Raw genomic sequence first — 21,250 nt, 5'->3', positions numbered from 1 at the left:
ATCGCAATATATTGCGATTTAATGAAGGTTGGACAAGAGGCCTAATTCCCAAACTTCGGATCCAGTTCAAGGTCAAACCCAAGATCCGCAGAAGCCGGAGGCGTCAGAACCGGTTGCCGCTGAAGCCCTGCCGACCAGGCATCAATCGTGTCGGCCCATTCCTGCATCATGTGGCGCCGGCCATCGGCATACTCAGCCTTGTTATAAACACCGCGGGAGGTTCGCCGGTCCTCATGCGCGAGGCATTTCTCGACCCAGTCACGATTGAAGCCGAGCTCATTAAGCAGGGTGGATCCAGTGCGTCTGAGATCATGGACCGTGAAACGTTCCAGCGGCAAGCCCGCTTCCTGCGCCGTTTCCCAGGCGGCCGTTGTCAGCCGGTTGAGCGTCGCATTCGAGATCGGCTTGTAACAGTCATAGCGTGAAGGAAAGACATAGCGTGATCCTCCCGCGCAGGTCTTCAACGCCACGAGGATATCGAGCGCCTGACGCGACAGGTAGACATTGTGAGGCAGGCCCGTTTTCATCCGCTCCTTCGGAATGGACCAGACTGCATTCTCAAAACTGATTTCGTCCCAGGTCGCGAGGCTGACTTCCGCTTTACGTTTCATCGTAAGCAGGATGAATTTGAGCCCCAGTTTGAGCGTCGGTGTCGCGATGAGTTCTTCCAGCACGCTGTAGAAGATTCTGATTTCGAGTGGAGACAACGCGCGGTCGCGTGGGCGCACCTTGGCAATCGAGACAGGCGCGACTTCATCGGCAGGATTGTCGACCTTCACGCCATGAAGCTTGGCATACTTGTAGATGAGATGAACAAATTCCCGGACATGAAGCGCCGTAGACGGAGCACCACGTTTTTTTACCTTCTCGCAAAGCGCGCGAAGATCCTCGGGAGTAACCTCACTCAGCAGGTAGCTGCCAAACGCTGGCAGTATATCTCTGTTGAGAATATGCCGGCGCATGTCGCGCGTGCTCTCGGCCATGTCATCACTTTCGATCCAGCGATTGGCCATTTCGGAAAACGAGCCGGATTCCATTAGCCGCGTTTTCGAACGCTTCTTTTCCTTCGCCGGAGAAACACCAGCATCTATCAACCGCTTGGCATCCATACATCTGTGGCGGGCCTCGGAGAGGCTGATGCCGCCATGTCCGTAGCGTCCAATTGTGAGCGTCTCCCGCCTGCCATGGATGCGGTAGTCCATACGAAACGTCACCGTTCCGACAGTGGAAACCGTGACATACATTCCGTCCCGATCTCCCACTTTGTAGAGTTTTTCCTTTGGTTTCAGCGCTCTAATGGCGACATCGGTCAGCACGGCGGCATCCTTTCCGGGCATTTTTACCGTCAATCCTAAATGCGACGGTAAATTTCCCTTTTTCTTTGTATATTCAGTGTTCTACGGCTCTATTTTTACCGTCACCCCGCATTTCTGCATGACGGTAAATGCGAATTTAGAGGGAAGTGCCGGGAACGCATACCGTCAGCCTTACCGTCACCGGCTCGCATTTGACGGTAAAAATTGGCGATAGGAGTCGAAAGAAAAACGCCATTAAGTCGTTGAACTTAATGGCGTTTTTGAAATATTTCGAAAGGTCGCGAGAGAAATGAAATCATTCCCACTCGATCGTGCCGGGGGGTTTGCTCGTGACGTCATAGACGACACGGTTGACGCCCTTGACTTCATTGATGATGCGCGTGGCCACGCGGCCGAGGAAATCATGCTCGAAGGGGTAATAGTCCGCCGTCATCCCGTCGGTTGAGGTCACCGCGCGCAACGCCAGAACGGCTTCATAAGTCCGCTCGTCCCCCATCACGCCGACCGTATTGACGGGCAGCAGCACGCTGAAGGCCTGCCAGATCTCGTCATAGAGGCCCGCCTTGCGGATCTCATCGATATAGATCGCATCGGCCTTGCGCAGCGTGTCGGCCTTCTCACGCGTGATCTCGCCCGGGATACGGATGGCCAGGCCCGGCCCGGGGAATGGATGCCGCCCGATAAAGCTCTCCGGCAGGCCCAATTCCCGGCCCAGCGCGCGCACCTCGTCCTTGAACAGTTCACGCAGCGGCTCGACCAGCTTCATGTTCATGCGTTCCGGCAGGCCGCCAACATTGTGGTGGCTCTTGATCGTGACGCTCGGTCCGCCCAGCGCCGACACGCTCTCGATCACGTCCGGATACAGAGTGCCCTGCGCCAGGAAATCTGCTCCGCCGATCTTCTTCGCTTCTTCCTCGAACACGTCGATGAACAGGCCGCCAATGATCTTGCGCTTGCGTTCGGGGTCGGACACGCCATCCAGCTTGCCAAGGAACAGGTCGGATGCGTCCACATGCACCAGCGGAATGTTGTAATGCTCGCGGAACAGATTGACGACCTGCTCGCTCTCGCCCTGACGCATCAGGCCGTGATCGACATAGACACAGGTCAGCTGGTCCCCGATGGCCTCATGAATCAGCACGGCCGCAACCGAGGAATCCACACCGCCTGACAGGCCGCAGATCACCCGGCCCTTGCCGACCTGGTCGCGGATCTTCTCGATGGCCTCGGCGCGATAGGCCGCCATGGTCCAGTCACCCTTCAGGCCGGCCACACCATGCGTGAAATTGCGCAGCAATTCGCGGCCATGCACCGTATGCACGACTTCCGGGTGGAATTGCGTGCCATAGAATTTGCGTTCCGGATCGGAGATGATCGCATAGGGCGCGCCCGGCGACTTCGCGATCACGCCAAAGCCCGGCGCCATGTCGGCGACATGGTCGCCATGGCTCATCCAGACCTGCTCGCTGTCGCCGGCATGGAACAGGTCTGACAGGATCGGATCATCGACGACCTTCTCGATGAAGGCGCGGCCAAACTCGCGGCTGGTACCGCTTTCCACCCGGCCGCCCAATTGCTGCATCATCACCTGCTGGCCGTAGCAGATGCCAAGGACCGGCACGCCAAGCTCGAAAATCGCGTCATCGGCGCGCGGGCTGTCCTCCCAGGTCACGCTGGACGGGCCACCGGACAGGATCACCGCCTGCGGGCCATAGGCTTCCAGGAACGCCTTGTCGACCTTGTTGAACGGGTGAATTTCGCAATAGACGCCGCTCTCGCGCAGGCGCCGTGCAATCAGCTGCGTCACCTGGCTGCCGAAATCGACAATGAGGGCGCGTTCATGTCTCTGCTCAGTCATGGCGCCCGATAGCCGAGACAGACAGATTCGTCCACATCTGAAGGGCTGTTCCGGCGCGCCTATTGACGGTCTGGCCCAAAACGTCCGACCTTCCGGCCATGACTGATGCGCTTTCACTCACCGAACTCAGACAGACCGCCCTGGCCAGGGCCCGCTCCGGCGACTGGTCCGGCGCGGCTGCGGCCCTGCGCACCGTGCTGGCCGACACGCCGACCGATCTGGGCAGCCTGCTCCTGCTCGGCGATGTCAGCCATTCCGGCGGCGATACGCCTTCTGCGTCGGACGCCTATCGCGCGGCCCTGTCCCTTGCGGCGCAGGCGCCGAATTTGCCCGCGCCGGTTCAGGCCGGTCTGCAGCGCGCTCAGGCCCGGCTTGCGGACTATGCCTCGGACTATGCCGCGCGCCTGGACGGCCTGATCCCGCCGCAGCAACGCACTGCCCGCTTTGACCAGTCCCTCGACATCCTGCTCGGCCGTCAGCCCGTCTATCTTCAGGAACCCCGCCGATACTATTTCCCCGGCCTACCCCAGATCCAGTTCTACGATCCGGCCGCCTTTGACTGGGTGCCGGAACTGGAAGCCAGGACCCCGGACATCCAGAGCGAACTCCGCGCCGTCCTCTCCGAGGACCAGGCAAGCTTCCGGCCCTATATCGAACGCACCAGCGGCCATCTGGGAGGACAGGACCATCATTTGCTCGACAATACCGACTGGAGCGCCTTCTATCTCTGGAAGGATGGCGCGAAGGTCGAGGCCAACTGCGCCCGCTGTCCCGTCACCACCGCGGCGCTGGAACGGGTCCCGCTGGACTTTGCAGAGGGCAAATGCCCGTCCGTCCTGTTCTCTGTTCTGAAGCCCGGCGCGCATATCCCCCCGCACAATGGCATGGTGAACACGCGCCTGATCTGCCATCTGCCGCTGATCGTGCCCGGCCCGGCCTGGCTGCGCGTCGGCAGCGAAACGCATCACTGGCAGGAAGGGAAAATCGTCATCTTCGATGACACGATCGAACATGAGGCAAAGAACGAAGCCGACCAGACGCGCATTGTGCTCCTGTTCGACATATGGCGGCCAGAACTGACCGAACAGGAACGAAACGAAGTCGCCACCCTGCTCGGCGCCATCGACACTTTCAGCGAAAGCTAGGCTCAGCCCGCCTTGCTCAACACTGCGAAGAAGAAGCCGTCCGTACCGGCCCGGCGCGGGGTCAGGCGTACGCTGCCTGTGGGTGCACGGAACTTGCGGACCATTGCCGCGCCGTCTTCGGTCAGCAGGCCGGACGCGATTGCCGCCTCTGCGGCGTCTTCCTCGGTGAAGTCCGGATGTCCGGACAGGAAGTTTGCCACGCGGTCCTCGTCTTCCTCGATCAGGAAGGAACAGGTCGCATAGACCAGCCGGCCACCCGGCTTCACGAACTGGCTGGCCGCCGCAAGGATTTCGTCCTGTTCGCCCATGCGCTTTTCCAGCTGCTTCTCTTTCAGCCGCCACTTGGCATCCGGGCGGCGGCGCCAGGTGCCGGTGCCGGTGCAGGGCGCATCAACGAACACGCAATCCATCTGCCCCGTCAGGTCTTCCAGCTGCGTCGGCTCGCTCGGATGCACCAACTGCACATTGTGCGCGCCGGACCGCTTCAGGCGCGGGATCAGCGCCGAAAGGCGCCGCCCGTCAATGTCATAGGCGAAGATCTGCCCCTTGCCCTGCATCTGCGCCGCCATGGCCAGCGTCTTGCCGCCGCCGCCCGCGCAATAGTCCAGCACCTGTTCGCCCGGCTGGGCGTTGGCTGCCGCGGCCGCGATCTGGCTGCCGGCATCCTGCACCTCGACCCAGCCCTTGGAATAGGCCGGAATGCTTTCCAGGGACGCTTCGCGCTCGCTCGGGTCGCGCGCCGGAATGTTGAAGGCATTGACCAGAAGCGGAGAGGCTTCCGCCTTCGCGCTGCGCAGCGGCTGTGCGGCTTTTTCGGCGTCCACTTTCAGCGTGTTCACGCGCAGGTCGACATCCGCTCGCACGGCCATGGCCTGCGCTTCGACGGCGGCCTCCTCGCCGAACACGCGTGCCATCATCGGCGCCATCCATTCCGGATAATCGCCCTGCACATGCGGCGGGGCCACCGGGTCCGGCGCCATTACCAGCCGTTCGCGTTCATCCAGCGTCAGCTTGCTGGGCGCATGGTCTTCATCCATTGCATCATCGATCTGGCGGATGTTCCAGCCCCAGGCATGCGCCAGCGCGCCAAGGATCAGCGCGCGCGGGCTGTCATCGCCCATCGCATGCGCAATCGAATTCCTCTTGCGCAGCGCGTCCAGCACCAGTCCGCTAACCCAGGCCCGGTCCTTCGATCCGGCATAGCGCGCGCGCTTGCCCCAGTCCCGCGCAGCCGATTTCACCGGCTGGTGCCGGGTCAGCACGTCATTCAGCACGTCGATTGCCGCTGCGATGCGTCCGCCATTGCGCATGGAAATAGCCTCTCGGGTCTCTGCAAACCGCCCTGTTACCGCGCAAATCCGGTCAGGGAAACCGGCAAAGGCTTAACCCGCTGCCTCCACCACATGTGCGGCCATCGCCCGCCCGCTTTCCACGGCGTGGCTGGCAAGGGCGCCCAGCGCCCAGTCTCCCCCGGCGATCAGGCTCGCGTCGGCAGTCGCGACAAAGGGCTTGCCCAGCGGCGTGCGCACCCGCGCATATCGCCAGCGATGGGCCGCGAGATAGTCCGGCCCCGCCGGCACATCCGCCTGCTCGCGGAACGCGTCGAACAGCGCCTGCGCGGCATCCTCCTTCTCCAGCTCCAGATTGGCCGCGCTCCAGGCCTCGCTGGCATGCACCGTCCAGCGCTCGAAACCGGTCTGGCCCGGCTTGGCCAGCATCGGGATGGCAGTCGCCAGCGCCCCCTGCAGCGGCTTGACCTCCTGCTCCAGCCCGGTCGGATCGGCAAAGGCCAGCAGCAACGTCCAGAGCGGTGACATCTCCGCCGCCGCGATCTCTTTCGCCAGTGCGTCATCTGCGGCCGTCAGCGCGGCGGCCTGCACCGGCGGCGCCGTGACGATCACCCGGTCGAACACACCGAGACTTGTGCCGGTCTGGTCCCGCAGCGCCCAGCCGGATTCGGTCCGGACCAGCGGCTGCACCTCGATCTGCGTCTGAACCTCCAGACCGCCGGACACGTGCCGCGCCAGCGCGCTCATGCCAGGCAGGCCGGTCTGCCGCATGCCCGGTTCGGCCCGCGACCAGACCTCGCCCGCCACGGGCACGCTTTCCGGCACGCCCGGCGCGCCATGGTCAATCGGCCCGAACTCGGTTCGCCGCGTGGCCAGCCGCCCGCCCAGCCCCCGGCTCTTCTCGAACACGACCGTCGCCCGGCCGGCGGCCCGCAGGCCCTGCGCTGCCGTCAGCCCGGCCAGGCCCGCCCCGATGATCGCAATCCGCTCCATCCTGCACACTCCCTGTCTGTCACAGGGCTGACCTAGGGCGCGGTCTGGCCAAGTCCCGTCAAAAATGCCGTAATGCCCGTGTGGGAGAATACATATGTTGCAACTGGACCTGCCTGCGGGGATCAAGCCCGCCAATCCGCTGGACTGGCGCCAGCTCGGCAACATCACGGCCGAGGCCTTTTCGGAAGATCCGATCAATCGCTGGATCTTCGGCACCGACGCGGCCATGCAGGCGACCTTCAGACAGCTCGCCCGGGACGTCTACCTGCCGCATGGCATCTGCCACATGATCGGGGATGAGGCGGCCACGATGTGGAGCCTGTCGGATGCCCGCCAGGGCCTGTCGCCGGTCCAGACCCTGCGGCTCGCCTGGTCGCTGATGAGCAAGGGCTCCAAAGGCGCCATGAAGCGCGCGATGGGCGCAGGCGAGATCATGGCACGGCACCACCCCTCCGACCCGCACCTCTACCTCTTCACCATCGGCACACGGAAGGCTGCGCGCGGCACCGGGCTCGGCAAGGCGATCCTGCGCCCCATGCTGGACGCCGCCGACCGCGAAGGCCTGCCCTGCTATCTGGAAAACACCAACCCGGCCAATTCCGGCTTCTATATGAGCCACGGTTTCGAACGGATGGAGGTGTTTGAATTGGGCGAAGGCTCGCCGCCCATGGAAGCGATGTGGCGCGAGCCCGTTCAGGCTTCGCCCACATAAAATTCCCCGTAGGGCGGGTTAGCCAAAGGCGTAACCCGCCTTCCCGATCTACCGCGTCAGCGAATAATTCGGGCTTTCCCGCGTCATCTGCACGTCGTGCACGTGGCTTTCCTGAAGGCCCGCGCCGGTGATCTGGACGAACTCGGCCTTCTCGTGCAGCTCGGTGATCGTCTTGGCACCGACATACCCCATGGCCGCGCGCAGGCCACCGACCATCTGGTGGATGATCGGGCCGAGCGGGCCCTTGAACGGCACCTGGCCCTCAATGCCTTCCGGCACCAGCTTCTCCTGTGCGGCGTCCTTCTGGAAATAGCGGTCGGCCGAGCCGCGCGCCATTGCACCCAGGCTGCCCATGCCGCGATAGGCCTTGTACGAACGGCCCTGATACAGGAACACCTCGCCCGGCGCCTCTTCCGTGCCGGCAAACATGGAGCCCATCATCGCGGTCGAGGCTCCGGCGGCCAGCGCCTTGGCAAAATCGCCCGAGAATTTGATCCCGCCATCGGCAATCACCGGCACGCCGCTCGCCTGCGCCGCATTCGCGCACGCCTCGATGGCGGTCAACTGGGGCACGCCCACCCCGGCGACGATCCGCGTCGTGCAGATGGAACCCGGCCCGATGCCGACCTTCACCGCGTCCGCGCCCGCATCGATCAGCGCCTTGGTTGCTTCCGCCGTCGCCACATTACCGGCAATGATCTGGACCGAATTGGAAATCTTCTTCGCCCGCTCAACGGCCTGCGCCACGGAGATGGAGTGTCCGTGCGCGGTGTCGATGATCACACAGTCCACGCCCGCATCGATCAGCGCTTCCGTGCGCTCAAAGCCCGCATCGCCGACGGTCGACGCCGCCGCCACACGCAGGCGCCCGGCCGCATCCTTGGCGGCGTTCGGGTTCACGGCCGCCTTGTCCATGTCCTTCACGGTCAGCAGGCCGACACAGCGATTGTCATCATCCACGATGACCAGCCGCTCGATCCGGTGCTTGTGCAGCAGGCGCCGGGCCTCTTCATTCGATGTATCCATCTTCACCGTGACGACTTCCTTCGTCATCAGATTGGCGACAGATTCCGACACATCTTCGGCAAAGCGCGTGTCACGATTGGTGATGATGCCCACCACCTTGCCTGCGCCATCGACCACCGGAATGCCGGAGAAACCGGTGCGCTGCTTCAACTCGTTGAGATCGCCCAGGCTCGCCGAGGGCGAGATCGTCACCGGGTTCATCACCACGCCGCTCTCATACTTCTTCACCATGGCCACTTCACCGGCCTGCTGCTCGATGGAGAGGTTGCGGTGGATCACGCCAATGCCGCCGGCCTGCGCCATGGCAATCGCCAGGCGCGCCTCGGTCACCGTGTCCATCGCCGCAGAGATCAGCGGGATGTTCAGCGGAATGGCCTTGGTCAGGAAGGTGGAGACATCGACGTCAGCGGGCATGACCTCGCTGGCCCCGGGCTGGAGCAGCACGTCGTCGAAGGTAATGGCTTGTCGGATTTTCATGTGGGGAGCTCCCTTTTTGGCCCCATAAGGGAGTCGCGGGGCTTTGTGAAGTCCCTCCCTGAAAATCCCTGCGCAAGGCTGCAATTCCCGCAACTTCCCTATGGTCATGAGCCGCGAAGTGTCGTTAGTTTCATTTGTAATCAATTGCTCTGGGAGGAAGCGTGCGATGCAATTGTCAGATTATGGTCTCAGCCGCGAGCGCGGTTTCCTGTCATCCTTCGACCCGGCCGGCATCACCCTGCCACAGGCCCTGCAGCCAATCCGCGAAACCGCGCTGGCCCTGCCGCGCATCCTGCCAACCGGTCGCGTCCGCGCCCATCTGGAGGCGCTGCCCACGCTCGACCTGACGGATTTCCTCGCCACGGCCAGCGAGGCCGAACAGCGCATCGCCATGCTGCACTACAGTTTCATGGTCCAGTCCTATGTCTGGGGCGAGGCGGAACCGCCCCGGGCCCTGCCGGCCTGCCTCGCCGTGCCGATCTGGCAGATTGGCCAGGCCATCGGACAGCCGCCGCTGCTGCCCTATTCCAGCTACACGCTGGAGAATTGGGGCCGGTTCGATCCGGACGGCCCGATCGACCTGTCGAACATCTACACGATCCAGCATTTCGATGGCGGCCTCGACGAAGCCTGGTTCATCCTCGTCCATGTCGCCATCGAGGCCCGGGCTGGCGAATTGCTGGAAGAAGCCACCCGCCTCGTCTCGCATCTCTCACAGGCAGACCCGGACGCGTCCGCCATCGAGACCAGCCTCGCGGCCATGTCCGGTGCCTGGGATGACATCAACGCCATTTTTGACCGCATGCCCGACCAGTGTGACCCCTATGTCTATTTCCACCGGGTGCGCCCCTGGATTCATGGCTGGAAGGACAATCCGGCCCTCGGCGACGGCCTGATCTATGAAGGCGTCACTGAAACCGGCGGCAAGCCGCAGGCCTTCCGAGGCCAGACCGGCTCGCAATCTTCCATCGTCCCCGCCATGGACGCCCTGCTCAGCGTCGGTCACGCGGCCGACCCTCTGCGCACCTTCCTCGACGAGCTGCACGCCTATCGCCCGCCGCAGCATCGCCGGTTCATCGAGGATCTGCGTGCCCGCAGCACCCTGCGCGACTATGTCGGGACGGCGGGCCACACGGCCCTCACCACGCTCTACAATGACAATGTCCGCAAGCTCGCCCGCTTTCGCACGCGTCACCTCGAATACGCGGCCAGCTACATCAACAAGCAGTCAAAAGGCGGCGCGGGCAACGATCCCGATGTCGGCACTGGCGGCACGCCCTTCATGAAATATTTGAAAAAGCATCGCGACGAGGCCGAAGCGCACCTTCTGCCGGTCTGACCGGTCTCAGTCGACGCACAGGGTCGGCGTCGGCCGGCCGTTCTCGACGGTTGCGTAACATCCAAACGGGCTGTCCGTGACCTGGCATGTGCCGGTCACGTTCGCCTGCCGGTCCTCGATGCCGTCAAACGAATTCAGGCGGCACTGCCCAAGGCAATCGGAATTGTCCGTGCACGCCTGACCGGCGTCTGCAAACGTTTGTATACATTGTTCCCAGCCCAGCATCCCATCGCGTGCCACAATGCCCCCCGCCGCCTCGCAGGCCGCCCGCTCACTGGCAGATGCTGTCTCTCCGGCAAACTGGATCTTCTCATACGGGTCCGCCCCGGATTCGAATCCGCGCCCGTCGGCATAGACATCCTGCAAATAGGCGCATCCAGCCAGCACCAGGCTGGCAGCGAACAGGGTAAACACGCGAATCATCAGGCAAAACTCCTTTTATTTTAGGGCATTGGCGCTAGCGCGGACATACTTCCCGTCACGGTTTCAATACCAGTGTGGCGCCCCATCACACACCCCTTCTGTCGCCCATGAAGACCGTGCCGTGCAAGGTTAATCGATGCAAGCCCCGGTTATTTTGGAACGATATCCGCCCTCTTGCATAATACTTGCAACAGATCACGCAGTCAGAGGCAAACAGGCGCACTTTCATGGGATCCTCCCGTCCGCCCCTTCAACAGATTGTCGGAACGTCCCCCGTCTCCGTGGATGACGCGATTGACCGTGCGCTGGTCCTCGCGCGCGAAACCTATGGTGAACCGGACTGGTTCGAGATCGGAAATGCGCGCGGCTTCATCAAGGATGGTCGGGTTACGCATTATCAGGTCACGGTCGAACTGGGGTTTGAACCGGACAGCGCCAATCCCGGACGCTCGCATGATCACTACCTGAATTCGGTTATTGACCGCCGCCGCAACCGGCGCGCTCCGAACACGGTGGACCGCCGCTTCTAGCGGCCCCTGAATCCCTTCGCCACAACAAAGATTTCCGGGCTGCCCGCACGGCTCGATGGCGGCTTGATGTGTTTCACCGTCTTGAAATGAGCCTTCAGCGTTTCCAGCACCTCCCTGGTCGCGCCGCCCTGGAACACTTTCGAACAGAAACTGCCCCCGGGCGCCAGGTGCTCGATCGCGAAGGCCACGGCCATTTCCACCAGGGCCACGGTCCGAAGATGGTCTGTCTGCTTGTGGCCGGTCGTATTGGCCGCCATGTCGGACAGGACGAGGTCCACCGGACCGCTCAGCCCCTCCAGCAAGGCCTCGACATCTTCCGGATGGGTCACGTCTCCCTGAACGATGTGCGCCCCTTCCATCGGCTCCACCGGCAGCAGGTCGATCCCGGCCACTTCCAGCGCGCCTTTCTTCAGGGCCACCTGCATCCAGCCGCCCGGCGCGCAGCCCAGATCCACCACGCGCTGCCCCTTGCGCAGCAGGTCCATCTTCTCGTCTATTTCCAGCAGCTTGTAGGCCGCTCGCGCACGGTAGCCCTCATCGCGTGCCTTGCGCACATAGGGGTCCTGCAACTGGCGCTCGATCCAGCGTTTCGAGCTTTCATTCTTGGCCCGATGGGCGATCACCTTGCGTTCGCCCATTTGACGGCCGGACGTGTTCTTGTTGTCCTTGCCGGGGCCTTTCCAGCGGCGCTTGTTGTCATCCGTCATGCCCGGCCTCCGATGCCGATGGTGTGTCCCTGCCGTCGCGATTGCGGCGCTTGCCGCCCCCGCCCCGGCGGTTCCGGCGGGACGGTTTCTTGCCATACATCATGCTCAACAGGAGGCCTTCACGCAGCCCCCGGTCGCCCACACGCAACCGTCCGGCCGGATAGGCCCGCCACAGCGCATCCAGGATCGCGCAGCCGGCCAGCATCAGGCCGGCGCGTTCCTCGCCAATGGTCGGCAGGGCAGCCCGGCCTTCCGGCCCCGCAGCCCGCAACATGTCCAGCACCTTCTCGCCAGCCGTCCGGTTCATCCAGGTTCCGTCCACCCGGTCGCGCCGATAGCGGTCCAGTTTCAGGTGCACTCCCGCCAGGCAGGTCACCGTGCCGGACGTGCCGATCAGGTGCGCCCCTCTCAGTTTCATGGCGGACCGGATTGCGGCCGTGCCCTGCCAGGTCTCGATCACGTCACCGCAATGATCGAGCATTGCCTGATAGGCATCGGCGTCCGGCAGGTGCGCATAGGCCTCGGTCAGCGTCACCACGCCCAGCGGCAGGCTGGTCCAGTTCTGGATCGGCGCGCGCTGGATCAGTCCATGCAGGCCATTGGCGCGCGCCAGTTCGGCATTCAGCCAGGACAATTCGGTAGACCCGCCACCAATATCCACGACCAGCACAGACGGCGCATCATCGCCGATCAGATCATGACAGCCGATGCTGGCCAACCGCGCCTCTTCCTTGGCGCCAATGATCTTGAAGGTCAGTCCGGTCTCTTCATGCACGCGCTGGATGAACTCGGCGCCATTCTCTGCCTTTCGGCAGGCTTCCGTCGCAATGCACCGCACCTTGCCGACCCCATGCGATTTCAGCTTCCGGCGAATCGCCTTCAGCGCGTCCAGGGCCCGTTCGATGGAGGCATCGGACAGCCGTCCGGTCTCGTGCAGCCCCTCGCCCAGCCGGGCAATCTGGGAATGCGAATCAACCACACGGAACGTCTTCCCGTGCGGCGTGGCCACCAGAAGGCGGCAATTATTTGTGCCCAAATCCACGGCCGCATACAGGTCCGCAGGCTTGGCCGGGCGCGGCCGGCCGCGTTTTCCGCGCCGGGCCGCCGTTTTTTTATCAGCCATAGTGTGGCCCAAATTTCTCAGTTGATGCATGGTGTACCACAGGAGTGCGAAATGGCCAGACGCGCATCACTCTTGGGAAGGCTGCTTGGCAGTGTCGGGCTCGGTCGCCGCAAGGCGTCCGAGGCGCCGCTATTGCTGGACAGGCCACTGGACCGGTCCGCGCGCTACAATGACATCACACCTCTGGTTGCGAAGTTTCAGATCGGCCAGGTCGTGCGCCATCGTCACTTCCCGTTCCGGGGCATCATTTTCGATGTGGATCCGGTCTTCGCAAACACTGATGAATGGTATGATTCCATTCCGGAAGAGGTGCGCCCGCGCAAGGATCAGCCCTTCTATCACCTGTTCGCGGAAAACGACCGGACGCATTACGTCGCCTATGTCTCGGAACAGAACCTCGTCATCGACGATTCCGAAACGCCGCTCAGCCATCCCGACATCCAGGACTGGTTCGACGAGACCGGCCGGGGCCGGTATGAGTTGAAAAAGGGCGTCGCCAACTGACCGCGTCAGCTGGGCAGGCCGTCCGGCGCCTCTCCTGACAGGCAGGCAATCACGTTATCCCAATGCGCCAGCGCCTCGGCATCGCCCATGGCGGCAATTTCCGCTGCCCGCAGCGTGGCGATGACTTCGGCATCCTCGCCATACTGGCGCAGCAATTGCGCCGCGACCTGTGCCGCCGCGCTCATTCCGCCTTGGCCTTGGCCCGCGCGATCGCGGCTGTGGTCGATTGGCCGTCCACCAGCGGGACGATATGCACCGTGCCGCCACGTGCCTGCACCGTGTCTGCGCCGACAATCGTGTCGATCGTGTAGTCGCCGCCCTTGACCAGCAGGTCCGGCTGCAACGCCTCGATCAGGTCCTGCGGCGTGTCCGCGTCGAACACGACCACCGCATCGACCGCCATCAGGCCGGACAGGACCCGCGCGCGGGAATCCGCGTCATTCACTGGCCGGGTTGGCCCTTTCAGACGCCGCACCGACGCATCGGAATTCAGGCCGACAACCAGCCGTCCGCACCGCGCCTTGGCCTCTTCCAGCACACGCAGATGACCCGGATGCAGGATATCGAAACAGCCATTGGTGAACCCGACCGTCAGGCCGGCCTCGCGCCAAGTGGCCACTTGGGCCATCGCCGTATCGAGGGACAGATAGCTGACCCCGCCATTGCGCAGGCCCATCTGCAGGGCGCTCAGCACTTCCTCGGCGGAAACGGTGGCGGTCCCGGCCTTGCCCACCGCGATGCCGGATGCGGTGATCGCCAGGCTGACCGCATCGGCCAGCGTGCCGCCTCCGGCCAGGCCCAGGGCCAGGGCCGCAATGCTCGTATCGCCGGCGCCGGACACATCATACACTTCCCGCGCCTGACCGCTCAGATGCACGGCCGGTGCGCCATCGGCAGCAAAGGACATGCCCTTGGCGGCCCGGGTCACGACAATCGCCTTTGCCGGCAGCACGCTCTGCGCCGCCACAAGGGCCGCCTCGACATCCTGGTCGGTCTCCACCGGCAGGCCCATGGCAACCGCCAGTTCGCTCGCATTCGGCTTGATCAGGTCCACGCCGCCATAGCGCGCAAAATCGCGCCCTTTCGGATCGGCGATCACCGGAATGCCGTGCCGCGCGCCCGCCTCCAGCGCCGCTGCAATAACGCCATCGGTCACCGCGCCCTTGGCATAATCCGACAGGATGATCACGCCGGCGGACTCCGCCTCGTCGGCAATCGACGCGATCAGTTCCGCTTCCGGTCCGGCCTCGATCGGGCTTGTATCCTCGGCATCGACGCGCAGCAGCTGCTGGCCACCGGCAACAAAGCGCGTCTTCAGCGTGGTGGACCGGTCGCGCATCGCGATCAGATCGGCATCCACTCCGTCGATACTGCCCAGAAGCGCGGCCAGTTCGCGGCCTTCGCCATCATCGCCCACCACACCGATCAGTGACACCGAAAGGCCCAGCGACGCCAGATTGCGCGCCACATTGCCCGCTCCGCCCGGCATGGCGGCCTCGCGGGTCCGCCGCATGATCGGCACCGGCGCCTCGGGCGAAATCCGCGTCACGCCGCCATAGATGAACCGGTCGAGCATGACATCGCCGACACAGACCACGCGTTTGCCCTTTGCAGCCCGGACCAGATCCGGGAGATGAGTGCCTGACATATCGGTTACAGCGCCTTGGGGGTTTTGATTCCGTTGAACATCGCTGTGGTATATCCCTCAAGACCGGGGGGCGGAAGGCCGGGAGACCATTCGCCGGTGATCCAGTCCGGACGGCCGCGCGTACACAGTCCGGAAATCGCCGAATATCGCCCGTCTGGTCCTGCCTGGAGGTCTTGTGTCAAAATCCGCCCCTGCAATTGTCTGGTTCCGGGAAGACCTCCGTCTGACCGACAATCCGGCACTGCATGCTGCCGTGGCCTCCCACCGGCCGCTGGTCCTGCTCTTCATCCATGACGAGGCCACAGACGGCCTGCGCCCCCATGGCGGCGCCTCGAAATGGTGGCTCGACAAGTCGCTACGGGCGCTTGCAAAGACCATCGACGCCGCTGGCGCACGCCTCACCTTTCGGTCCGGAAAATCGGCCGATGTGCTGGATGACATTATCCGCGAAACCGGCGCCGAAGCCGTGTTCTGGAACCGGCGCTATGACAAGCCCGAACGCGATCTCGACGCCCGCATCAAGGAAGACCTCACCGGCCGCGGCATCGACGTGTCCAGCTACAATGCCCGCCTGCTCAACGAGCCCTGGGCTGTCGAAACCAATGCGGGCGGCTATTACAAGGTCTTCACACCCTACTGGAAACAGGCCCGCCAATGCGTCGATGCGCGCGACACCTATGGCCGACACAAGACGCTGAGCGGCCCGAAGGTCGACAGCGAGTCCCTAGACGATTGGGGCCTGCACCCGACCAGGCCCGACTGGTCGGCCGGCTTTGGAGACTGGACGCCCGGCGAAGACGGCGCCCTCGCCCGGCTGGAAGAGTTCCTCGACGGTCCGATCAATGGCTACAAGGACAACCGCAACCGGCCCGACATGGACTGGTCCACATCCGGCCTGTCGCCGCATCTGCGCTTCGGCGAGATCGGCCCGCTGCAGATCTGGCGCGCCGTCCATGCCGGCATGGAAGCGGGCAGCATCCACGAAAAGGACGGCTTGCATTTCCTGTCCGAGATCGGCTGGCGGGAATTCTCCCACACGCTTCTGTTCTACAATCCGGACCTTGCGACCGAGAACTACAACGACTCCTTCCGGCACATGCCCTGGCGCACCGACAAGGCAGCGCTCAAGGCCTGGCAGACCGGCCAGACCGGCTACCCGATGGTCGATGCGGGCATGCGCCAGCTCTGGCAGACCGGCTGGATGCACAACCGGGTACGGATGATCGTTGCCTCCTTCCTGACCAAGCACCTCCTCCTGCCCTGGCAGGAGGGCGAGACCTGGTTCTGGGACACGCTGGTCGATGCCGACCCGGCCAACAATGCGGCCAGCTGGCAATGGACGGCCGGCTCCGGCGCCGATGCGGCCCCCTATTTCCGCGTCTTCAATCCGATCAGCCAGGGCACCAAGTTCGACGAGACCGGCGATTATGTCCGCCGCTTCTGTCCGGAACTGAAAGACCTGCCGGACAAATATCTGCACGCCCCATGGGAAGCTGATGCAGCCACGCTGAAGAAAGCCGGCATCACGCTCGGCAAGACCTATCCGAACCCCATCGTGGATCATTCCGTCGGCCGCCAGCGCGCGCTCGACGCCTATGACACATTGAAAGAGAAAAGAGACGCCGCATGAAGAAGATCGCTGTCATCGGATCCGGCATCTCGGGGCTCGGCGCCGCTTGGGCGCTGCGCAATTCCGCACACGTAACAGTTTTTGAACAAGCAGGCCGGGCCGGGGGGCACGCATGCACGCATGCGTTCGATTATGACGGTCACCAGACGCGGGTCGATCTCGGCTTCATCGTCTACAATGCACTGAACTATCCGAACCTGATCGGCTTCTTCGAGGCCCTCGGTGTCGAGACCCAGGCCTCGGACATGAGCTTTTCCGTTTCGGATCCGGATGGCTGGGAATGGGCCTCCACCCTGAACGGCATCTTTGCCCAGCGCAAGAACCTGTTCAGCCCGCGCTTCCACCGGTTCTGGCGCACCATCCTGCGCTTCAACGACATTGCCCGGGAGGAACTCGCCGCCGGCCGCATCAATGACACGACGCTTGGCGCCTGGCTCGACCGGCACGGCTTCGACGCGGATTTCCGCAGCAACTACATCCTGCCCATGGGCGCTGCCATCTGGTCGACCTGCGAAGACAGGATGCTGGACTATCCCGCCATCAGCTTCTTCCAGTTCTTCGACAATCACCGCCTGATGCACAAGGAACGCCCGAAATGGCGCACCGTCTCCGGCGGCAGCGAACACTATGTCCGCCGCGTTGCGGACGCGCTCGGCGACCGTATCCGCCTCAATACGGGCGTCGAGCGCCTTTTCCCGTTCGGTCACCAGACCGCGCTGGTCACATCGGATGGCCGCCGGGAAGTCTTTGACGAGATCATCCTCGCCACGCATTCCGACCAGGCCTTGCGCCTGACCGAAGACAATTACGAAGACCAGGCCTTCCTGCTCCGCTCGGTCCGCTACCGTCCGAACCGCATCTATCTCCACCGCGACCCTGCCCTGATGCCGGCCCGCAAGGCCGCCTGGGCCAGCTGGAACGTGCTGAAGCAGGACAGCGGCGACATCTGCCTGACCTACTGGATGAACCGCCTGCAGGGCCTGCCGGACGAGCGCCCGCTGTTCATCACGCTGAACCCGGATACGCCGCCCCGTGACGATCTGATCTTCCATGAGTACGAGTTCGACCATCCCCAGTTCGACGCAGCCGCCGAAGCGGCCGTGCGCGGACTGAAACGCATCCAGGGCCGGGACGGCCTGTGGATCGCAGGCGCATGGATGGGGCGTGGCTTCCATGAAGACGGGCTGAAATCCGGCCTCTCGGCGGCGCTCTCCCTCGGCGGGTCGGTGCCATGGACCCCGGAAGGCGTGGACATTGTCCAGCCAATGCGCAAGCTTCGCCTGGTGGAAGCTGTTGCCGAGGTGTCCGTTTGACCGATCCGCGCGCCCTGCCTGCCCTGACGCTGTGGACAGGCCAGACCGTTCATGTGCGCTACACGCCCTTTGAACGCCGGTTCGCCTACAGGCTGGTCCTGATCGATCTGGACATTGACCGCCTCGACGAGGCAGCCGCCGGCTCGTCCCTGTTCAACGTCAACGCCCCGGGTCTGTTCTCCTTCCGCACGCAGGATCACGGACCGAAACAGGCCGGCGCGCCCTTGCGCCCCTGGGCCGAAGCCCAACTCGCCAGCGCCGGTGTCAGCCTGGATGGCGGGGCCATTCGCCTTGTCACCTTCCCGCGCCACCTGTTCTACAAATTCGCGCCACTGTCGCTCTGGTATGGCTACGGGCCGGAGGGGGATCTGCGCGGCATCATCTATGAGGTCAACAACACGTTCGGCGAACGCCATTGCTATGTCGCGGCCACGAGCGCCGGCCGCAGCAGGCACAGCGCGCCGAAATCCTTTCATGTCTCGCCCTTCTTCGACGTCACCGGAACCTATCGTTTCACCCTGCGTTCGCCGGAGAACAAACTGGGAGTGGTCGTGGAAAGCCTGAAGGACGGAGCCTGCCTGCACATGGCCAACATCACGGCGCGGCGCCTGCCCGCAACGCCCGGCAACCTTCTGCGGCTCGCCCTGTCCAATCCGCTTTCGACGCTTGGCGTTACCGTCGGCATTCACTGGCAGGCCCTGAAAATCTGGCTGCGCGGCGCCGGCTATCGGCGCAAGCCGTCGCCACCGGATTCCGGCACAACGATTGCTTTACCTGAAAAGATACGCAATTCTGAAAAGCGGAAGGACGCCGCATGACCGAGGTCATCAAAGCCAGCAGCCAGTCCATCCGGAACCTGAAGGATGTTCCGGCAAGTTTCCGACTGGCAGCCTTTGCCCTGCTGAACACGCGCGAGGGCAGCATTTCCTTTGTTCTGCCGGATGACCGTGTCCTCGAATACCGGCACGATTCAGATGGTCCGCACGCGACCCTGATCGTGCATGATTATGACTTCGTGAAACGGGCCCTGGCCGGCGGCGATGTCGGCTTTGCCGAGGCCTATATGGACGGTCAGTGGTCCACGCCGAACCTGACCGAAGTGCTCCGCTTCTTCTCGGCCAATTTCGACAATATCGGCAAGCTCGCGGTCGGCGGAGCGCTGGTGCGCTGGATCAACATGGTCCGTCACATGTTCAACCGCAATTCCCGCGAGGGCGCGAAAAAGAACATCATGGCCCATTATGATCTGGGCAATGATTTCTACAGCCTCTGGCTGGACCCCAGCATGACCTATTCCTCGGCCATCTTCGACAATCCGAACATGAGCCTCGAACAGGGCCAGCACAACAAGTACCGGAACATTTGTGACCGGATCAATGCCGGGCCGTCCTCGGAGATCCTCGAGATCGGCTGCGGCTGGGGCGGATTTGCCGAATACGCCGCCAGGCAACGCGGCTCGAAAGTCACCTGTCTGACCATCTCGCCCTCCCAGCGCGACTTCGCCATGCAGCGCATGCAGAAACAGGGCCTCAGCGAGCGCGTCGAGATCCGGCTGGAAGACTATCGCGACCACAAGGGTACCTATGATGGCGTGGCTTCGATCGAGATGTTCGAGGCGGTCGGGGAATCCTACTGGCCGAGCTATTTCGCGAAAATCTTCGAGAGCCTGAAACAGGGCGGCAAGGCTGCGCTCCAGATCATCACGATTGATGACGATCTGTTCCCCAGATACCGCAAGCGCGTCGACTTCATTCAGCGCCACATCTTTCCGGGCGGCATGCTGCCCAGTGAAAAGGCCCTGAAAGGCCAGTTCCAGTCGGCCGGCCTGCGCCATGACGGCGTCACCTATTTCGGCCAGGACTATGCCCGCACCTGCCGCGAATGGGCCCGCGATTTCAACGCCAATTGGGACACGATCTCGAAACTCGATTTCGACGAGCCCTTCCGCCGCATGTGGAATTTCTACCTCTCCTATTGCGAAGCCGGCTTCACCGATGGCCGCATCAATGTCGGCCAGTTCCAGGTTTCAAAGGCCTAGAATCCCTCACCTCCCACGCCTTCGGCGCGCGCCCCTCCTCTTCCGCAAGCGGGAGAGAGATTTGTCCGTGCTCCGCGTCTGACCCCTCTCCCTCCGGGAGAGGAAGGCCCCATTGCGTCAGCAATGGGAGGTGAGGGCCTCGCCTATCCCCGTCTTCCCAATATTTTTCCCAACGAAAACAACACCTCGCGGAATCCCAATCCGCCAGCATTCTGCCGCCCGCATCCTGCCCTCATGTCAGGATTGCACTACACACCTCCCGTCGAAATCCGCTCAGCGGTCTGGGTGATGCTGAATACGCTCAGCCTCGCGGTGATCTCGCTGCGTGACCGGTTCGGCATTGCCGCCTGCACGCCTTTCCTGCCCCGACACGTGTTGACCCGCCTGTCACGTTTCCTCGCCCAGGCCGAACCGGCCCTGCGCCGGTGCCTCTATCTCAGCGCGGCCGAACTCGGCGCCCTGCCCGCGCCAGCGCCCGCCCGGCCCGTGCCGGCGGGAACGCAGCCCGTCAATCGCCCCGCCGGGCGCGCCGCTGCGCCGATGTTCCGCCTGTTCGAAACCGGCACCGGCCGGGCCGGCTCCACGCCGCCACCAAAGACCTTTCGGACAGGCCCCCGCATTCGCTTTCTGGATACGAACGAAATTCCCGACATCCGGGAATATGCGTCTGACCCGGACGATATCCTGCCGGCCCGAACACTGGTGCGCCGCCTGTTTGCACTCGATCACGCACTCGATCATCGCGACCGCTATATCCGCAAGCTGCGCCGGGGGCTGGCCGCGCCCCGAAAAATCCTGAAGCCGCTTGGCCGTCGCCTCTATCGTCGCGGCCCCCTGTCACCCCTTCAGGGCGACACCGCCAGGACCCTCGACATTGAGGCACAGACGATTCAGCCCTGGTTCAATTCTTCCTGATCCGGACAATACGGAAACGCCCTGCACCGGCCGGAGCCCCTCCGCGCCGGGCACGGGTGCTGGTCGCCCCGCCGCGTCACACCCGATGAGCGCAGCTCATCTGGGTGCCCATCTCCCGATCGGGCTGCTGGCGCATGATATAAATGCAGGAGATGGGCCCTCAGACCGCTGCGCGGTCGAGGGTGACGCCACTTCGGAACGTCCCGGAGTACTCATCCCGTACATTTGCTGCGCAAATTCCGGGATGACAGGAGAGGGGCAACT

At 63.4% G+C, this 21,250-nt stretch carries 20 protein-coding genes; 10 read left to right on the top strand and 10 right to left on the bottom strand.

Annotation, left to right across the window (positions count from 1 at the left end; genetic code table 11):
- Positions 1–41: 41 nt before the first annotated feature.
- Together HF955_RS14440 and guaA are read right to left on the bottom strand one after the other, a co-directional pair.
- On the bottom strand, positions 42–1,316 hold the full coding sequence (locus HF955_RS14440; RefSeq protein WP_291076027.1) for an integrase arm-type DNA-binding domain-containing protein: 1,275 nt from the start codon (positions 1,314–1,316) through the stop codon (positions 42–44).
- A 295-nt stretch (positions 1,317–1,611) separates the two neighbouring features.
- Positions 1,612–3,174: a glutamine-hydrolyzing GMP synthase gene (gene guaA, locus HF955_RS14435; protein WP_291076025.1), complete on the bottom strand. Its 1,563-nt coding sequence runs from the start codon at positions 3,172–3,174 to the stop codon at positions 1,612–1,614.
- A gap of 98 nt (positions 3,175–3,272) precedes the next feature.
- On the opposite strand from guaA, the gene HF955_RS14430 reads away from it, so the two are divergent.
- Positions 3,273–4,319, top strand: a complete 1,047-nt coding sequence (locus HF955_RS14430; protein ID WP_291076023.1) for an aspartyl/asparaginyl beta-hydroxylase domain-containing protein — start codon at positions 3,273–3,275, stop codon at positions 4,317–4,319.
- 2 nt (positions 4,320–4,321) lie between these two features.
- Here the strand turns inward: HF955_RS14430 and HF955_RS14425 are convergent, their stop codons facing one another.
- Both HF955_RS14425 and HF955_RS14420 read right to left on the bottom strand, forming a co-directional pair.
- Positions 4,322–5,629 (bottom strand): RsmB/NOP family class I SAM-dependent RNA methyltransferase, encoded by a 1,308-nt coding sequence (locus HF955_RS14425; protein ID WP_291076021.1) that lies wholly within the window; start codon positions 5,627–5,629, stop codon positions 4,322–4,324.
- Positions 5,630–5,701: 72 nt separating this feature from the next.
- Entirely contained in the window at positions 5,702–6,601 is a 900-nt protein-coding gene (locus HF955_RS14420) for an FAD-dependent oxidoreductase (protein WP_291076020.1), read from the bottom strand.
- 94 nt (positions 6,602–6,695) lie between these two features.
- Between HF955_RS14420 and HF955_RS14415 the strand changes: the two genes are divergently transcribed.
- A complete protein-coding gene (locus tag HF955_RS14415; RefSeq protein ID WP_291076019.1) occupies positions 6,696–7,313 on the top strand; it encodes an N-acetyltransferase in 618 nt (205 codons plus the stop codon).
- 48 nt (positions 7,314–7,361) lie between these two features.
- On the opposite strand, the gene guaB is transcribed toward HF955_RS14415, so the two are convergent.
- The gene (guaB, locus tag HF955_RS14410; RefSeq protein WP_291076017.1) at positions 7,362–8,816 is read right to left on the bottom strand and encodes an IMP dehydrogenase; all 1,455 of its coding nucleotides are present in this window, start codon (positions 8,814–8,816) and stop codon (positions 7,362–7,364) included.
- A 166-nt stretch (positions 8,817–8,982) separates the two neighbouring features.
- On the opposite strand from guaB, the gene HF955_RS14405 reads away from it, so the two are divergent.
- On the top strand, positions 8,983–10,155 hold the full coding sequence (locus HF955_RS14405; RefSeq protein WP_291076015.1) for an indoleamine 2,3-dioxygenase: 1,173 nt from the start codon (positions 8,983–8,985) through the stop codon (positions 10,153–10,155).
- Positions 10,156–10,161: 6 nt separating this feature from the next.
- Here the strand turns inward: HF955_RS14405 and HF955_RS14400 are convergent, their stop codons facing one another.
- Positions 10,162–10,578: a hypothetical protein gene (locus tag HF955_RS14400; protein ID WP_291076013.1), complete on the bottom strand. Its 417-nt coding sequence runs from the start codon at positions 10,576–10,578 to the stop codon at positions 10,162–10,164.
- 227 nt (positions 10,579–10,805) lie between these two features.
- On the opposite strand from HF955_RS14400, the gene HF955_RS14395 reads away from it, so the two are divergent.
- Positions 10,806–11,108, top strand: a complete 303-nt coding sequence (locus HF955_RS14395) for a dodecin family protein (protein WP_291076011.1) — start codon at positions 10,806–10,808, stop codon at positions 11,106–11,108.
- Here the strand turns inward: HF955_RS14395 and HF955_RS14390 are convergent.
- Together HF955_RS14390 and HF955_RS14385 are read right to left on the bottom strand one after the other, a co-directional pair.
- Positions 11,105–11,815, bottom strand: coding sequence for an RlmE family RNA methyltransferase (locus HF955_RS14390; RefSeq protein WP_291076009.1), 711 nt, complete (start codon positions 11,813–11,815; stop codon positions 11,105–11,107). The two genes, HF955_RS14395 and HF955_RS14390, sit on opposite strands and share 4 nt — an antisense overlap.
- On the bottom strand, positions 11,805–12,938 hold the full coding sequence (locus HF955_RS14385) for a Ppx/GppA phosphatase family protein (protein WP_291076007.1): 1,134 nt from the start codon (positions 12,936–12,938) through the stop codon (positions 11,805–11,807). Before HF955_RS14385 ends, HF955_RS14390 begins: the two co-directional genes overlap by 11 nt.
- Positions 12,939–13,112: 174 nt before the next feature.
- Between HF955_RS14385 and hspQ the strand changes: the two genes are divergently transcribed.
- Entirely contained in the window at positions 13,113–13,442 is a 330-nt protein-coding gene (gene hspQ / locus HF955_RS14380) for a heat shock protein HspQ (protein WP_027839664.1), read from the top strand.
- Between the two features lie 5 nt (positions 13,443–13,447).
- Here hspQ and HF955_RS14375 read toward each other — a convergent pair whose 3' ends face one another.
- Both HF955_RS14375 and rfaE2 read right to left on the bottom strand, forming a co-directional pair.
- Positions 13,448–13,627 carry a hypothetical protein gene (locus tag HF955_RS14375; protein ID WP_291076004.1) on the bottom strand — a complete coding sequence of 60 codons (180 nt, stop codon included), beginning with the start codon at positions 13,625–13,627 and terminating at the stop codon, positions 13,448–13,450.
- On the bottom strand, positions 13,624–15,090 hold the full coding sequence (gene rfaE2, locus HF955_RS14370) for a D-glycero-beta-D-manno-heptose 1-phosphate adenylyltransferase (RefSeq protein WP_291076002.1): 1,467 nt from the start codon (positions 15,088–15,090) through the stop codon (positions 13,624–13,626). The genes HF955_RS14375 and rfaE2 overlap by 4 nt, the downstream gene beginning before the upstream one ends.
- Positions 15,091–15,265: 175 nt before the next feature.
- Here rfaE2 and HF955_RS14365 point away from each other — a divergent pair, with 175 nt between their 5' ends.
- The 5 genes from HF955_RS14365 to HF955_RS14345 all read left to right on the top strand — a co-directional run bounded on the left by HF955_RS14365 (position 15,266) and on the right by HF955_RS14345 (position 20,986).
- On the top strand, positions 15,266–16,720 hold the full coding sequence (locus HF955_RS14365) for a deoxyribodipyrimidine photo-lyase (protein WP_291076000.1): 1,455 nt from the start codon (positions 15,266–15,268) through the stop codon (positions 16,718–16,720).
- Positions 16,717–18,033 (top strand): FAD-dependent oxidoreductase, encoded by a 1,317-nt coding sequence (locus HF955_RS14360; protein ID WP_291075998.1) that lies wholly within the window; start codon positions 16,717–16,719, stop codon positions 18,031–18,033. The genes HF955_RS14365 and HF955_RS14360 overlap by 4 nt, the downstream gene beginning before the upstream one ends.
- Positions 18,030–18,851 (top strand): DUF1365 domain-containing protein, encoded by an 822-nt coding sequence (locus tag HF955_RS14355; RefSeq protein ID WP_291075997.1) that lies wholly within the window; start codon positions 18,030–18,032, stop codon positions 18,849–18,851. Before HF955_RS14360 ends, HF955_RS14355 begins: the two co-directional genes overlap by 4 nt.
- Positions 18,848–20,071 carry a cyclopropane-fatty-acyl-phospholipid synthase family protein gene (locus HF955_RS14350; RefSeq protein ID WP_291075996.1) on the top strand — a complete coding sequence of 408 codons (1,224 nt, stop codon included), beginning with the start codon at positions 18,848–18,850 and terminating at the stop codon, positions 20,069–20,071. The genes HF955_RS14355 and HF955_RS14350 overlap by 4 nt, the downstream gene beginning before the upstream one ends.
- Before the next feature lie 234 nt (positions 20,072–20,305).
- Positions 20,306–20,986: a hypothetical protein gene (locus HF955_RS14345; RefSeq protein WP_291075994.1), complete on the top strand. Its 681-nt coding sequence runs from the start codon at positions 20,306–20,308 to the stop codon at positions 20,984–20,986.
- The last annotated feature ends 264 nt before the right edge of the window (positions 20,987–21,250 follow it).

Source organism: Hyphomonas sp. (assembly GCF_017792385.1).
Taxonomy (GTDB): domain Bacteria; phylum Pseudomonadota; class Alphaproteobacteria; order Caulobacterales; family Hyphomonadaceae; genus Hyphomonas.
This window is presented reverse-complemented; position numbering and strand designations above follow the sequence as displayed.